The following is a 14,184-nucleotide window of genomic DNA, read 5'->3' as shown; positions in this document are numbered from 1 at the left end:
ACCCAGGTGAATCAGGCACCCCGCAGTGATGCTCTCGCAGGCAAGCCAGCCTCCCACATTTGATTTGCTGTGTTGCCCATACCCCGTTCACCTGCTAAACCTTGTTGCACATTGCCAATGACAAGGAAGCAGTCGCATGTCAGTCGTGTCAGAAGTGTCCCTGGATGGGAAAAAATTGACGATTACCGTCAAAGGGCGATTCGATTTCGGTAGCCACCAGGCCTTTCGTGATGCCTACGAGCGGTTCTACAAGGTGCCCGAGGTCTACGTGGTGGACCTCAAAGACACCACCTACATGGACAGCTCGGCCCTGGGCATGTTGCTGCTGTTGCGTGACCATGCCGGTGGCGACAATGCCGAAGTTCAGGTGATCAACAGCAACTCCGATGTGCGCAAGATCCTCGCCATTTCCAACTTTGACAAACTGTTCGATCTCAGTTGAGCAGCCTGGCCCCGGTCCTGGAACCGCTGACCATCCTGATCGCCGAAGACAGCGCTGCCGACTTGCTGTTGCTGTCGACCATCATTCGGCGTCAGGGGCATCAAGTACTTACCGCCACCAACGGCGCGCAAGCGGTCGAGCTGTTTACCCGCGAGCGCCCGCAACTGGTGTTGATGGACGCGTTGATGCCGGTGATGGACGGCTTTGAAGCCGCGCGGCGCATCAAGCAGCTTGCCGGTGAGGCGCTGGTTCCGATCATCTTCCTGACCTCGCTGCGCGAAAGCGAGGCGCTGGCCCAGTGCCTGGACGCGGGCGGCGATGACTTCCTGCCCAAGCCCTACAACCAGTTGATCCTGGCGGCGAAAATCAACGCCATGGACCGCCTGCGCCGGCTGCAGGCCACGGTCTTGCAGCAACGTGACCAGATCGCCAGGCACCACGACTACCTGCTGCACGAGCAGCGCGCGGCCAAGGCGGTGTTCGATAAGGTGGCGCATTCGGGCTGCATCAATGCGGCGCCGAACATTCGTTACCTGCAATCGCCCTACGCCCTGTTCAATGGCGACCTGCTGCTGGCGGCGTACACGCCCTCCGGCGACATGCATGTTTTGCTCGGCGACTTCACCGGCCATGGCCTGCCTGCGGCCGTGGGGGCCATGCCCCTGGCGGAAGTGTTCTACGGCATGACCGCCAAGGGCTACGGCCTGGCGCAGACCCTGCGCGAGATGAACGCCAAGCTCAAACGCATCCTGCCGGTGGACATGTTCTGCTGCGCCACGCTGCTGTGCCTGAGCGCCCAGCGGCGCGTGGTGGAGGTGTGGAACGGCGGGATGCCCGAGGGCTATGTGCATGAAGTCGCCACGGGCAAGCGCACGCCGCTGGTGTCGCGGCACCTGCCACTGGGTGTGTTGTCGGCTCAGGCGTTCGATGACGGCACCGAGGTCTGGCCCATGGCGCTGGGCGATCGGGTGTTTTTGCTCTCCGACGGCGTGCTCGACACGGCTGACGCCAATGACCAGCTGTTCGGCGCCGAGCGCTTGCAGCAGGTGTTCGCGGCCAACCGCGAGCCCGACCGGTTATTCGAAGACATCGAGCGGGCGCTGGCGGCGTTTCGCGGCCAGGCGCGCGATGACGTCAGCATGGTGGAAATCACCTTGCAGGCCGGCCAGCCGTTGCGCGCGGCCGAGCCCGTCTACGCCGACAGCGGGCAGTCGTGCCCACTGGATTGGTCGGTGAGTTTCGAATTCCGTGCGCAGACCCTCAAAAGCTACAACCCGTTGCCGTATCTGCTGCAGTTGCTGCTGGAGATTCATGGTCTGCGCGGGCAGAGCGGGGCGCTTTACAGTGTGATGGCCGAGTTGTATTCCAACGCGCTGGAGCATGGTGTGCTGGAGTTGGATTCGCGCCTCAAGCGGGATGCCCAGGGTTTCGCCGACTATTACCGCCAGCGCAATGAGCGGCTGGGGCAGTTGAACAGCGGTTACGTGCGGGTGCATGTGCAGGTGGTGCCGACCGCCACGGGCGGCAAAATGACGCTGCGCATTGAGGACAGCGGTCCGGGGTTTGACGTGGAACAGGTGCTGGCGCGGCCGATGGATGTCGACCGTCTGTCTGGCCGCGGCTTGAGCCTGGTGCGCCAGTTGAGCAGCGATGTACGCTGGTCCGATGGCGGGCGCAGTGTGTGCGTGGAGTTTTGCTGGGGGGCTCTGGCATAATCCGCCGATTCTTGATCAAGGAGCGAACAAGTGGCTGAGATTCATCTGGACCCCGATGTGTTGTCGGGTTTGCAGGAAGTGATGGAAGGCGAGTACCCGAAACTGCTGGATACCTTCCTTGACGATTCGCAGAAGCGTGTCGAAGCGTTGCGCAAGGCTCGCGACGATGCCAAGGCGCTTGGACGGATCGCGCATAGCTTCAAGGGCAGCAGCGGTAACCTGGGGGCGGTGCGGTTGGCAGAACTTTGCCGCCGGCTCGAAGACGGCTCTGCGCAACTGACACGCGTGGACCTGGATGAACTGGTAGACGAAATCGACCAGGAATTCGCGCTGGTTCGGCCTTTGTACGAACACGAGCGTCAGCGTTTTCAGCTGTGATTGAGGGTTCGAGGTAAACCTGGCCCAACTCTTGCTCTACCTCTGGTTACTGCATCCCCGATCCCAGTGCAGTGGAGACCCTTACCTATGCCAGTCGCCCCCAATTCGCTTCTTCAGGCTGCCGCTGCGGCCAAGCCTCAAGCGCCGGCCGCCACCCCTTCGGTAGCGGCTGCGGACCCACGAGGCAAGGGCCCTGGCTTCGCGCAAGTGTTTGCAAACCAAAGCCCGAAACCGACGCTCAAGAGCGACGATGCACCGGCCAAAGTCACGCGTGACAAGCCCTCGGACACCCCATCCAGGCCGGCTGCAGGCAACGATAAGCCTGCCGCCAGCAAGCCGGCCGTTGCCGATAGCGGCAATCCCTTGCCTGCCAAGCCGCCGGCCAAATCCGACCACAGCGCCAGCAATGACGACGACAAAACCGCCGACCCGGCGGTGGCGCAGCAGCCTCCGGTTGATCCCGTGGTTGACCCGGCAGTGGTTGCCGCGGTCACACCGGTCCCCGTGCCGGTGCCGGTGGAAACGCCGGCACCTGTAGCCGCCAAGGACGACAAGGCCCAGCCAGTCGTCGCGCCCGCTGTGGCAGCCACCGATGACGCCAAACAGCCGGCTTTCGACCCGGAGGCGGATCCGCTGGACGCGATGCCTGCCGTGCGCCTGGCGATGGAGCAGGGCGGTCACGTCTCGGCCAGTAGCCAGACGCCGCAGAAAACCGCACCGACCACCACGCAGGATCAGCCGACCGCTGCGCAGAGCTTTGCTGCGGGCCTGGCGACTATGGTCGATCAGCAAGCCACCAAGGACAGCACTGACCAGGGCGGCGACAAAGCCTTCAGCGGGCTGATCGAAGGTGGCCTCAAGGATTTGAAAGACGCCAGCAGCGACACCCGCGTGGATGATTTCGCCAACCGCCTCGCTGCACTGACCCAGGCCGCCACGCCGAAAACCGCGAATGCCTTGCCACCGGTTGCGAATGCGCCGCTGGCCATGCACCAGAGCGGCTGGACCGAGGAGGTGGTCAACCGCGTGATGTACCTGTCCAGTGCCAACCTCAAATCGGCAGAAATTCAATTGCAGCCGGCAGAGTTGGGGCGCCTGGACATCAAGGTCAACATGACCGCGGACCAGCAGGCCCAAGTCACGTTCATGAGCGGTCACGCCGTGGTGCGTGAAGCACTGGAAAGCCAGTCCGGCCGTCTGCGCGAGATGTTTGCCCAGCAAGGCATGGGGCAGGTCGACGTCAACGTCTCGGATCAGTCGCGTGGGTGGCAGGGTCAGGGCCAGGATCAACAGCAGCAGAACCAGGCGCGCGGTGTGAGTGGCGGCGGTGGGCGGGGTGATGGCGGGGATGCCGGTGATCACGCTGAGGTGGCGGCAGCGGTCGCGCCAGTGACCCAGACAGTGATCGGCTCCAGCGCCGTTGATTACTACGCCTGACCCCTGTTGAAACCCGATCGATGTGGGAGCTGACTTGCCTGCGATGGTGGTGTATCAGTCACACAGATGTGAGCTGAGCCACCGCCATCGCAGGCAAGCCAGCTCCCACATTTGATATGGGGTGTTCGCGCTTACCGGGTTTCCAGACAACTCTGGCATAACACTTGCTCTTGCCTTTCCGTAGATCTATGAATCCCAGAATAGTGACGGATTATTGGCATGGCGAAGAGCGACGACGCAGCAACTCCCCCCGCAGGCAAAGGCAAGCTCAAGCTGATCCTGCTGATCGTGCTGGGCCTGCTCCTGGCCATCGGCGCCTCGATTGGCGGCACCTGGTTCATCATGCACAGCAGTGCAAGCAAGCCGGCACCCGCCGCCGAAACCGCCAGTAACGTCAAGCAACCGGCAATCTTCGAACCGATGCTGCCGGCCTTTGTTGCCAACTTCAATCAGAACGGCCGTCAACGCTACCTGCAGGTGAGCATCACCTTGCTGGCGCGTAACCAGGCGGACCTGGATGCGCTCAAAGTGCACATGCCGGTGATCCGCAACAACCTGGTGATGCTGTTCTCCGGGCAGAGCTTCGACAGCCTGGCGACCCCGGTCGGCCAGGAAATGCTGCGCCAGAAGGTCACTGCCAGCGTGCAGGAAGTGGCCCAGAAAGAGCTCGGCAAAGTCGTGGTCGAGCAGGCGCTCTTCACTAACTTCGTATTGCAGTAGGATCACGACATGGCCGTGCAAGACCTGCTGTCCCAGGATGAAATCGACGCGCTGTTGCATGGCGTTGACGATGGTCTGGTACAGACCGAAATGGCTGCCGAACCCGGCAGCGTCAAAAGTTATGACCTCACCAGCCAGGATCGCATCGTCCGTGGACGCATGCCGACGCTGGAAATGATCAACGAACGTTTCGCCCGCTACACCCGTATCAGCATGTTCAACATGCTGCGCCGTTCGGCGGACGTGGCCGTGGGCGGCGTGCAAGTGATGAAATTTGGCGAGTACGTGCACTCGCTGTACGTGCCCACCAGCCTCAACCTGGTCAAGATCAAGCCGTTGCGCGGCACCGCGCTGTTCATCCTCGACGCCAAGCTGGTGTTCAAGCTGGTGGACAACTTCTTCGGCGGCGACGGCCGTCACGCCAAGATCGAAGGCCGTGAATTCACCCCGACCGAATTGCGCGTAGTGCGCATGGTGCTCGAGCAAGCCTTCATCGACTTGAAGGAAGCCTGGCAGGCGATCATGGAAGTCAACTTCGAGTACATCAACTCGGAAGTGAACCCGGCCATGGCCAACATCGTCGGCCCCAGCGAAGCCATTGTGGTCTCCACCTTCCACATCGAACTCGATGGCGGCGGCGGCGACCTGCACGTGACCATGCCGTACTCGATGATCGAGCCGGTGCGCGAAATGCTCGACGCCGGTTTCCAGTCCGACCTGGACGACCAGGACGAGCGTTGGGTCAAGGCCCTGCGCGAAGACCTGCTCGACGTCGACGTACCTCTGAGCGCCACTGTGGCCCGTCGCCAGCTACGTCTGCGGGATATTTTGCACATGCAGCCGGGGGACGTGATTCCCGTGGAATTGCCGGAAGAACTCATCATGCGTGCCAACGGCGTGCCATCGTTCAAGGTCAAGCTGGGTTCGCACAAAGGCAACCTGGCGTTGCAAGTGATCGAACCGATCAACCGCCGCTGATCAACAATTATTTTTGCTTCGCCGAGGACATGTAATGGCTACCGAACACGAAAACACTTCCGCCGAAGACCAGGCCCTGGCTGACGAGTGGGCTGCAGCGCTGGAAGAAACCGGCGATGTCGGCCAGGACGACATCGACGCGCTGCTGGCCGCCGACGCCGCCACCGCGCCGGCCGGCAAGCGACTGCCGATGGAAGAATTCGGCAGCGTGCCGAAGAACAACGACCCGGTGACCCTCGACGGCCCGAACCTGGATGTGATCCTCGACATTCCGGTGTCGATTTCCATGGAAGTGGGCAGCACCGAAATCAACATCCGCAACCTGTTGCAGCTCAACCAGGGTTCGGTGATCGAACTCGACCGCCTGGCCGGTGAGCCGCTGGACGTGCTGGTCAACGGCACCCTGATCGCCCACGGCGAGGTGGTGGTGGTCAACGAGAAGTTCGGCATCCGCCTGACGGACGTGATCAGCCCAAGCGAACGCATCAAGAAGTTGCGCTGATATGAAGTATTCGATGGCGGGACTGTTTCTGGCGCTGCCATTGAGCGCCCTGGCGGCTGAGCCGGTTGCCCAAGCGGCGGCTGCGGCCCCCGTGGTCAGCAGCGGCATCGGCGGGCAATTGACCCAGTTGGTGCTGGGCCTGTTGCTGGTGGTCGGTCTGATTTTCGTGCTGGCCTGGTTGATGCGCCGCGTGCAGCGTATCGGCCCGGGCAATGGCCAGGTCATCGAGATGATCGGCTCGCGCGCCCTCGGCCCGCGTGATCGTCTGGTGCTGGTGCAAGTCGGCGAAGAGCAGATTCTGCTCGGCATCACGCCTGGCCGTATCACCCCGTTGCATGTGCTCAAGTCGCCGGTGGAAGTGGCCAAGACCGAGGCCGCCACGCCAGAATTCGCCCAGCGCCTGATGGAGTTGCTGGGCAAGGATCAGAAGGATAAGAAGTAATGCGCGTTTTATTGACGCTCATGCTGTTGCTGGCCGCGCCACTGGCGTTTGCGGCCGACCCGTTGTCGATCCCGGCAATCACGCTGGGCACCAACGCCGCCGGCGCTCAGGAATACTCGGTCAGCCTGCAGATCCTGCTGATCATGACTGCGCTGAGTTTTATCCCGGCGTTTGTCATGCTGATGACCAGCTTTACGCGGATCATCATCGTCTTTTCGATTTTGCGTCAGGCCCTGGGCCTGCAGCAGACGCCGTCGAACCAGATCCTCACCGGCATGGCCTTGTTTTTGACGCTGTTCATCATGGCGCCGGTGTTCGACAAGGTGAACCAGCAAGCCCTGCAACCCTACCTGGCGGAAAAACTCAGCGCCCAGGATGCGATCGACAAGGCCCAGGGCCCGATCAAGGACTTCATGCTGTCGCAAACCCGCTCCAGCGACCTTGAGCTGTTCATGCGCTTGTCCAAGCGCACCGACATCGCCACGCCGGACCAGGCGCCGCTGACCATCCTGGTGCCGGCGTTTGTCACTTCCGAGCTCAAGACCGCGTTCCAGATTGGCTTCATGATCTTCATCCCGTTCCTGATCATCGACCTGGTGGTGGCGAGCGTGCTGATGGCCATGGGCATGATGATGCTCTCGCCACTGATTATTTCGTTGCCATTCAAGATCATGCTGTTTGTGCTGGTGGACGGCTGGGCGCTGATTATCGGCACGCTGGCCAGCAGTTTCGGCGGAGTATAGCGCCATGACCCCAGAAGTAGCGGTCGACCTGTTCCGTGAAGCGCTGTGGCTGACCACCATGATGGTCGCCGTGCTGGTGGTGCCGAGCCTGTTGGTCGGCCTGCTGGTGGCGATGTTCCAGGCGGCCACGCAGATCAACGAACAAACCTTGAGCTTCCTCCCGCGGTTGCTGGTGATGCTGATCACCTTGATCGTCGCCGGCCCGTGGCTGGTGCAAACCTTCATGGAATACATCCTGCAGCTGTACGGCAGTATTCCGCAGTTGATCGGCTGACCCCATGCAATCTGTGCTGGCACTGACCGACACCCAGATCAGCACCTGGGTGGCGTCTTTCATCTTGCCGATGTTCCGCGTCACGGCGGTGCTGATGACCATGCCGGTGTTCGGCACCACCCTGGTTCCGCGGCGTATCCGCCTGTATTTCGCCTTTGCCATTACCGTCGTGATCGTGCCCGGCCTGCCGCCGATGCCGCCGGTGCATGCGCTGGACCTGAGTGCCTTGCTGCTGATCGCCGAGCAGATATTGATTGGCGCGCTGCTGGGCTTTTCGCTGACATTGTTCTTCCAGGCGTTTGTGATCGCCGGGCAAATTATCTCGATCCAGATGGGCATGGGCTTTGCGTCCATGGTCGACCCTACCAACGGCGTGTCGGTGGCGGTAATCGGGCAATTCCTGACCATGCTGGTGACCTTGCTGTTCCTGGCGATGAACGGCCACCTGGTGGTGTTTGAGGTCATGACCGAAAGCTTCACCACCTTGCCGGTGGGCTCGGGGTTGGTGGTCAGTCACTTCTGGGAACTGGTGGGGCGCCTGAGCTGGGTGTTGGGCGCGTCGCTGTTGCTGGTGTTGCCGGCAATCACCGCGCTGTTGGTGGTCAACATCGCGTTCGGCGTAATGACGCGCGCGGCGCCGCAACTGAACATTTTCTCGATTGGTTTCCCGCTGACCCTGGTGCTGGGCATGGGGATTTTCTGGATCGGCATGGCCGACATTCTCAATCAGTATCAACCGCTGGCGACCGACGCCTTGCAGTTCTTACGTGATCTGGCACGGGCGCGTTGAGCCATGGCCGAGAGCGAGAGTGGTCAGGACAAAACGGAAGACCCCACGGAGAAACGCAAAAAGGACTCCAGGGAAAAGGGTGAGATTGCCCGCTCCAAAGAGCTCAATACCCTCGCCGTGATGCTTGCCGGTTCCGGTGGCCTGTTGATTTACGGCGGTGGCCTGGCGCTGGACATGATGGAGTTGATGAAGCTCAACTTCTCGCTGCCGCGTGAAGTGCTGCTCAGCCCCGGCGCCATGGGCCAGTACCTGCTGCACTCGGGCAAGATTGCGATTCTGGCGGTGCAGCCGGTGCTCATCACCTTGTTGCTGGCGGCGTTGATCGGGCCGGTGTCCCTCGGTGGCTGGCTGTTTGCCGCCGGCAGCATGGCGCCCAAGTTCAGCCGCATGAACCCCGGGCCTGGGCTCAAGCGCATGTTTTCCACCAAGGCGCTGGTGGAACTGCTCAAGGCGCTGGCCAAATTCATCCTGATTCTGTTTGTGGCGTTGACGGTGTTGTCGTCAGACATCGACGACTTGCTGCGCATCGCCCATGAGCCGCTGGAGTCGGCGATCATCCACAGCGTGCAGGTGGTGGGCTGGAGCGCGCTGTGGATGGCCTGCGGGTTGATCATCATCGCCGCCGTGGATGCGCCGATCCAGCTGTGGGAAAGCCACAAGAAACTGCTGATGACCAAGCAGGAAGTGCGCGACGAGCACAAGGACCAGGAAGGTCGCCCCGAGGTCAAGCAGCGCATTCGCCAGCTGCAGCGCGAAATGTCCCAGCGCAAGATGATGGCCGCGGTGCCGGATGCCGACGTCGTCATCACCAACCCGACTCACTACGCCGTGGCCCTCAAGTACGACCCGGAGAAAGGCGGCGCGCCGATGCTGTTGGCCAAGGGCAGCGACTTTACGGCGCTGAAAATCCGCGAAATTGCCGTGGCCAACGACATCCTGTTGCTGGAGTCGCCGGAATTGGCGCGGTCGATCTTCTACTCCACCGACCTCGACCAGGAAATTCCGGCGGGCTTATACCTGGCCGTGGCGCAGGTGTTGGCCTATGTCTATCAGATCCGCCAGTACAGGGCGGGCAAGGGCAAGCGGCCTGACCCGCTCAAGGATCTGCCGATCCCGCCGGATTTGCGCCGCGATTCCTGATTCTGAATGGTTAGCGAGCGGCTTCTCGTGGCGAGCGGGCTTGCCCCGCGTTGGGCTGCGCAGCCGCCCCAATAAGCCACCGCATTCCCTCGGACCCACCGCAGCATCCGGTTTCAGGGCCGCTTCGCAGCCCCGCGCGGGGCAAACCCGCTCGCTACAAAAACGTCTGCTCGCCACGATACGTTCGTCGCGCCATCGGCTACCACTCGTCGTTAACCCCCGTCTACCTGTCAACTCTGACAGTAGCCAGCGCCGCCTGCTCGCGGTTCCATGGCGGCACACTGCACACAGGTCGTTGTAGAGATGCAGAGGGAGCGGTAATGGAAGCGGTAACGGGCACGATCAAATCCTATAGCCGGAAAACCGGGGAAGGCTTGATTGCACTGGATGGCGGCGATGAGCCGGTGCACGTGGATCTCAAGAGTTCGTGCGGGGTTTGGTTGAAAAAGGGCCTGCGGGTGCAATTCGCGAGGATCCATCGGCCCAAGGGCGTCTTCGCGGCGCATATCAGGATTATCTAGCGACCCGTGCGGGTCATGGAACCCGATCCAAGGAGAGCGGCAATGGCAACAGGCACAGTGAAGTGGTTTAACGCGGAGAAGGGGTTTGGTTTCATTACTCAGGATGGGGGCGGGTCTGACGTGTTCGTTCACTTTTCGGCCATCGTCAGTGAAGGGTTCAAGACGCTTGAAGAAGGTAAAAAAGTAAAGTTCGACGTCGCTCAGGGGGCGAAAGGGCCGCAGGCTGAGCACGTTGAAATCCTTTAGGCACAGGTTTTGGGTGCTGATGCTGTCGGCGAGGGTGAAGAATACGGTGGGGGAGCGGTGTACGAAGACTAGAAAGCGAGTCTCCTAGGGACAACCTCAAAACCGTCTCGGAAATTCCCTCGATAGCTGCAGATGTACACAGATCCAAATGTGGGAGCGGGCTTGCTCGCGAAAGCGGTGTGTCATTCAGCAATGTTCAAGCTGAACCACCGCCTTCGCGAGCAAGCCCGCTCCCACATTTCTGAATCGATTGACACCCGGTAGGCGCGGTCGCTTGTTCGGTCATCTGAGCCTCAAAGCAAAAGTTGGAAGGCTTCTTGCAATACCGCCTTCAGGACGCGCTTCAGCGTCAAAACTTTGCTTCAAGGAACACGAGGAATACCGGTGGTAGATCGCTCTCAAATGCTCAACACGGCCCGTGGCACCCTGACTGATCTGTCGCGGGGCAACCTGGGTGTGCCGTTGTTGTTGCTGGTGATGCTGGCAATGATGATGTTGCCGATGCCGCCGTTCCTGCTCGACGTGTTTTTCACCTTCAACATTGCCCTGTCCGTCGTCGTGCTGCTGGTCTGCGTGTACGCCCTGCGGCCGCTGGATTTCGCGGTATTCCCCACCATCCTGCTGATTGCGACCCTGCTGCGCCTGGCGCTGAACGTGGCGTCCACGCGGGTGGTGATGCTCCACGGCCAGGACGGCCATGCCGCCGCCGGTAAGGTGATCCAGGCGTTCGGTGAAGTGGTGATCGGCGGTAACTACGTGGTCGGTATCGTGGTGTTCGCGATCCTGATGATCATCAACTTCGTGGTGGTGACCAAGGGTGCCGGGCGGATTTCCGAGGTGAGCGCGCGCTTTACCCTCGACGCCATGCCCGGCAAACAAATGGCGATCGACGCCGACCTCAACGCCGGCCTGATCGATCAGGGCCAGGCCAAGGCCCGTCGTCTGGAAGTGGCGCAGGAAGCCGAGTTCTACGGTTCCATGGACGGCGCGAGCAAATTCGTGCGCGGTGACGCCATCGCCGGCCTGTTGATTCTGTTCATCAACCTGATCGGCGGCATGGCCGTCGGTATCTTCCAGCACGGCATGACCTTCGGCGATGCGGGCAAGGTGTACGCCTTGCTGACCATCGGTGACGGTTTAGTGGCGCAATTGCCATCACTGTTGTTATCCACAGCCGCCGCGATCATGGTGACCCGTGCTTCGGGCTCCGAAGACATGGGCAAACAGATCAGCCGTCAGATGTTTGCCTCGCCCAAGGCGCTGGCCGTGGCCGCCGGCATCATGGCGATCATGGGTATCGTGCCGGGCATGCCGCATATCTCGTTCCTGAGCATGGCGGCCATGGCCGCTGGCGGCGCGTACCTGTTCTGGCGTAAGCAAAACCTGGTCAAGGTGCAGGCCCAGCAGGAAATCGCCCGTCAGCAGGACCTGCTGCCGTCGCCGGCCCGCGCCCAGGAAACCAAGGAGCTGGGCTGGGATGACGTAACCCCGATCGACATGATCGGCCTGGAAGTCGGCTACCGCCTGATTCCGCTGGTAGACCGCAACCAGGGCGGCCAATTGCTGGCGCGGATCAAGGGCGTGCGCAAGAAGCTGTCCCAGGACCTGGGCTTCCTGATGCCCACCGTACACATTCGCGACAACCTCGACCTGGCGCCCAGCGCCTACCGCCTGACCCTGATGGGCGTGATCCTCGCCGAAGCCGAGATTTACCCCGACCGCGAACTGGCGATCAACCCCGGCCAGGTGTTCGGCACGCTCAACGGCATCACCGCCAAAGATCCGGCTTTTGGCCTGGAAGCGGTGTGGATCGAAGTCAGCCAGCGCAGCCAGGCGCAATCGCTGGGTTACACCGTGGTAGACGCCAGCACGGTGGTCGCCACGCACCTCAATCAGATTCTGTACAAGCACTCCCACGAGCTGATCGGCCACGAGGAAGTCCAGCAATTGATGGGTTTGCTGGCCAAAGCCTCGCCAAAACTGGCCGAAGAACTGGTACCGGGCGTGCTCTCGCTGTCGCAATTGCTCAAGGTGTTGCAGGCCTTGCTCGCCGAACAGGTGCCGGTGCGCGACATTCGCAGCATCGCCGAGGCCATCGCGAACAACGCCGCCAAGAGTCAAGATACCGCCGCGCTGGTGGCGGCGGTGCGGGTCGGATTGTCCCGTGCAATCGTGCAAAGCATTGTAGGGATTGAGTCTGAGCTGCCTGTGATCACCTTGGAGCCAAGGTTGGAACAAATATTGCTCAATAGTATTCAGAAGGCAGGACAAGGCCAGGAAGAGGGCGTTCTGCTGGAGCCAAGCATGGCGGAAAAACTGCAGCGTTCATTGATTGAAGCCGCGCAGCGCCAGGAAATGGCGGGTCACCCGGTGATTCTCCTGGTGGCGGGCCCTGTCCGCGCGATGTTGTCGCGGTTTGGACGTCTGGCAGTGCCGAATTTGCACGTTTTGGCTTATCAGGAAATTCCTGACAACAAGCAAGTGACTATTGTCGCGACAGTAGGGCCCAACGGCTGAGGTAGTGGGTTATGCAAGTTAAGCGTTTTTTCGCCGCCGATATGCGTCAGGCCATGAAACTGGTACGTGATGAGCTGGGCGCCGATGCCGCGATTATCGGAAACCGTCGTATTGCCGGCGGTGTCGAGCTGACGGCTGCCCTGGATTACACCCCCTCGGCGCTGGCGCCGCGTGTGCCGAACATGGAGCTCGAAGACGAGCTGCGCAAGACGGCCTCGCGGATTGTCTCGGCCCAGGCTGAATTGAGCATGCGTGGCGACAGCGATGCCAGCACCAACCGCCAGTTGTTCGCCGGCCTGCCGCTGACCGCTGCCGAGCCGCTGGTTGAACCGACCTTCAAAGAACCGCCACGTCCTGCAGCGCCGGCCCCGGCTGCGGCAGTCGACCAGCGCGTGTTCGACTCGATGCGCTTTGAACTCAACGGCCTGCGTGAGCTGCTCGAAGTGCAGCTGGGCTCGCTGGCGTGGAACCAGTTGCAAGGCAGCAAGCCGCAACAAGCCAACCTGTGGCGTCGCCTGCAACGCATTGGTCTGTCTGGCCCGTTGTCCCGCGACCTGCTGGCGCTGACCGCCGAAGTTGAAGAACCACGCCAGGCCTGGCGCATGTTGCTGGCGCACTTGGCACGCATGATCGTCACCCCGGAAGTCGAACCCCTGGAAGAGGGCGGTGTGATTGCCATGGTCGGCCCGGCCGGCATGGGCAAGACCACCACCCTGGCGAAACTGGCAGCGCGTTATGTGCTCAAGTACGGCGCGCAGAATATCGCGCTGGTGAGCATGGACAGCTACCGCATTGGCGCCCAGGAGCAGCTCAAGACCCTGGGCCGCATCCTCAACGTGACGGTGACCCACGTTGACCCGGGCCAGTCGCTGGCCAACGCCCTCGATCCGCTGCTGCGCAAGCGCGTGGTGCTGATCGACACCGCCGGCCTGCAAGCCAGTGACCCGGCGCTGCGCATGCAGCTCGAAAGCCTGGCCGGGCGCGGCATCAAGTCAAAAAATTACCTGGTGCTTGCAACCACCAGCCAGAAACAGGTTCTTACCGCTGCATATCACAGCTACAAGCGTTGCGGCCTGGCCGGTTGCATCCTCACCAAGCTCGATGAAACCGCGAGCCTGGGTGAAGTGCTGAGCCTGGCCATCAGTCATGAATTACCGGTCGCCTACCTGACCGACGGGCCGCGGATCCCGGATGATCTCCATCTGCCGCGCCGTCATCAGTTGGTCAGCCGTGCTGTCAGCGTGCAAATGCAAGAAGAGCCTAGCGAGGAAGCGATGGCCGATATGTTCGCCGACCTTTACCACAACCCCGCCAAACGGGTCGGTTAAGGCCAGGATGA

At 61.5% G+C, this 14,184-nt stretch carries 16 protein-coding genes; all 16 read left to right on the top strand.

Going from position 1 to position 14,184, the window contains the following annotated elements; all coding sequences use genetic code 11:
- Positions 1-136 precede the first annotated feature (136 nt).
- The 16 genes from AACW30_RS11495 (at position 137) to flhF (ending at position 14,173) form a co-directional block, all read left to right on the top strand.
- Positions 137-442: an STAS domain-containing protein gene (locus AACW30_RS11495; protein ID WP_106576459.1), complete on the top strand. Its 306-nt coding sequence runs from the start codon at positions 137-139 to the stop codon at positions 440-442.
- The gene (locus AACW30_RS11490) at positions 439-2,157 is read left to right on the top strand and encodes an ATP-binding SpoIIE family protein phosphatase (RefSeq protein ID WP_124418165.1); all 1,719 of its coding nucleotides are present in this window, start codon (positions 439-441) and stop codon (positions 2,155-2,157) included. Before AACW30_RS11495 ends, AACW30_RS11490 begins: the two co-directional genes overlap by 4 nt.
- A gap of 30 nt (positions 2,158-2,187) precedes the next feature.
- Complete coding sequence (locus AACW30_RS11485; RefSeq protein ID WP_106576461.1) at positions 2,188-2,535, top strand: Hpt domain-containing protein; 348 nt, start codon at positions 2,188-2,190, stop codon at positions 2,533-2,535.
- 87 nt (positions 2,536-2,622) lie between these two features.
- The gene (locus tag AACW30_RS11480; protein WP_200625053.1) at positions 2,623-3,972 is read left to right on the top strand and encodes a flagellar hook-length control protein FliK; all 1,350 of its coding nucleotides are present in this window, start codon (positions 2,623-2,625) and stop codon (positions 3,970-3,972) included.
- A 219-nt stretch (positions 3,973-4,191) separates the two neighbouring features.
- On the top strand, positions 4,192-4,692 hold the full coding sequence (fliL, locus tag AACW30_RS11475) for a flagellar basal body-associated protein FliL (protein WP_106576463.1): 501 nt from the start codon (positions 4,192-4,194) through the stop codon (positions 4,690-4,692).
- A 9-nt stretch (positions 4,693-4,701) separates the two neighbouring features.
- Positions 4,702-5,670 (top strand): flagellar motor switch protein FliM, encoded by a 969-nt coding sequence (fliM, locus tag AACW30_RS11470; protein ID WP_010166091.1) that lies wholly within the window; start codon positions 4,702-4,704, stop codon positions 5,668-5,670.
- A gap of 34 nt (positions 5,671-5,704) precedes the next feature.
- Positions 5,705-6,172 (top strand): flagellar motor switch protein FliN, encoded by a 468-nt coding sequence (gene fliN, locus AACW30_RS11465; protein ID WP_057700902.1) that lies wholly within the window; start codon positions 5,705-5,707, stop codon positions 6,170-6,172.
- 1 nt (position 6,173) lies between these two features.
- A complete protein-coding gene (gene fliO, locus AACW30_RS11460) occupies positions 6,174-6,614 on the top strand; it encodes a flagellar biosynthetic protein FliO (RefSeq protein WP_106576464.1) in 441 nt (146 codons plus the stop codon).
- Positions 6,614-7,357 (top strand): flagellar type III secretion system pore protein FliP, encoded by a 744-nt coding sequence (gene fliP / locus AACW30_RS11455; RefSeq protein WP_106576465.1) that lies wholly within the window; start codon positions 6,614-6,616, stop codon positions 7,355-7,357. Before fliO ends, fliP begins: the two co-directional genes overlap by 1 nt.
- Before the next feature lie 4 nt (positions 7,358-7,361).
- On the top strand, positions 7,362-7,631 hold the full coding sequence (gene fliQ / locus AACW30_RS11450) for a flagellar biosynthesis protein FliQ (RefSeq protein ID WP_003214552.1): 270 nt from the start codon (positions 7,362-7,364) through the stop codon (positions 7,629-7,631).
- Between the two features lie 4 nt (positions 7,632-7,635).
- On the top strand, positions 7,636-8,421 hold the full coding sequence (gene fliR, locus AACW30_RS11445; protein WP_169367334.1) for a flagellar biosynthetic protein FliR: 786 nt from the start codon (positions 7,636-7,638) through the stop codon (positions 8,419-8,421).
- 3 nt (positions 8,422-8,424) lie between these two features.
- Positions 8,425-9,561 carry a flagellar biosynthesis protein FlhB gene (gene flhB / locus AACW30_RS11440; protein ID WP_106576466.1) on the top strand — a complete coding sequence of 379 codons (1,137 nt, stop codon included), beginning with the start codon at positions 8,425-8,427 and terminating at the stop codon, positions 9,559-9,561.
- A gap of 320 nt (positions 9,562-9,881) precedes the next feature.
- The gene (locus tag AACW30_RS11435; protein WP_179676950.1) at positions 9,882-10,082 is read left to right on the top strand and encodes a cold shock domain-containing protein; all 201 of its coding nucleotides are present in this window, start codon (positions 9,882-9,884) and stop codon (positions 10,080-10,082) included.
- A gap of 42 nt (positions 10,083-10,124) precedes the next feature.
- Entirely contained in the window at positions 10,125-10,328 is a 204-nt protein-coding gene (locus AACW30_RS11430; protein ID WP_124418162.1) for a cold-shock protein, read from the top strand.
- A 402-nt stretch (positions 10,329-10,730) separates the two neighbouring features.
- On the top strand, positions 10,731-12,845 hold the full coding sequence (flhA, locus tag AACW30_RS11425; RefSeq protein ID WP_169368676.1) for a flagellar biosynthesis protein FlhA: 2,115 nt from the start codon (positions 10,731-10,733) through the stop codon (positions 12,843-12,845).
- Between the two features lie 11 nt (positions 12,846-12,856).
- Positions 12,857-14,173 carry a flagellar biosynthesis protein FlhF gene (flhF, locus tag AACW30_RS11420; RefSeq protein ID WP_169367332.1) on the top strand — a complete coding sequence of 439 codons (1,317 nt, stop codon included), beginning with the start codon at positions 12,857-12,859 and terminating at the stop codon, positions 14,171-14,173.
- The last annotated feature ends 11 nt before the right edge of the window (positions 14,174-14,184 follow it).

The organism is Pseudomonas sp. MF6747, assembly GCF_963890955.1.
Taxonomy (GTDB): Bacteria; Pseudomonadota; Gammaproteobacteria; order Pseudomonadales; family Pseudomonadaceae; genus Aquipseudomonas.
This window is presented reverse-complemented; position numbering and strand designations above follow the sequence as displayed.